Origin of the sequence: Mesorhizobium sp. LNHC229A00, from assembly GCF_000502415.1 — a bacterium.
In the GTDB taxonomy this organism is placed as follows: domain Bacteria; phylum Pseudomonadota; class Alphaproteobacteria; order Rhizobiales; family Rhizobiaceae; genus Mesorhizobium.
In genome coordinates this window covers 1-416 of sequence record NZ_AYWQ01000192.1, presented here as the reverse complement: position 1 = coordinate 416, position 416 = coordinate 1, and the positions used below count along the sequence as shown (strand labels likewise).

The window sequence follows — 416 nt, the reverse complement described above, 5'->3', positions numbered from 1 at the left end:
AATTTCCGAGAGCGATGATGACCTGGCGAGGAAAGCTGCTTCACGTCCATATCGCGCCTGCCGCCTCCTATGAAATGGAGGAGCTGGCGCAGGCGCAGCTTATTGCCGGCCAAGGCATTGTCGGAGACCGCTACTACCTGGGGACGGGGACCTATTCGGCGCGTCCCGACGTTCGGGAGGTGACATTGATCGAAGCTGAAGTTCTGGACGCCATCGCGAAGGGCGAGCCCAGGATTCCGGGCTTCAAGGCCAAGCTCGGACCCGAAGATCACCGGCGCAATCTGACGACACGAGGCGTTCCGCTTAGCCATCTTGTCGGCAAACGCTTCCGGGTCGGGGAAACGATTCTCAGGGCCGCCCGGATGAATGTGCCGTGCAAGTATATCGAGGAGTTGCTCGGGCTTCCGGGTCTCTAC

1 protein-coding gene is annotated in these 416 nt (G+C 60.6%); it reads left to right on the top strand.

Translation table 11 applies throughout. The features are described from left to right. Positions 1-17: 17 nt before the first annotated feature. The coding region (locus X742_RS140140; protein ID WP_032925233.1) for a molybdenum cofactor biosysynthesis protein at positions 18-416 on the top strand (399 nt) is incomplete at its 3' end.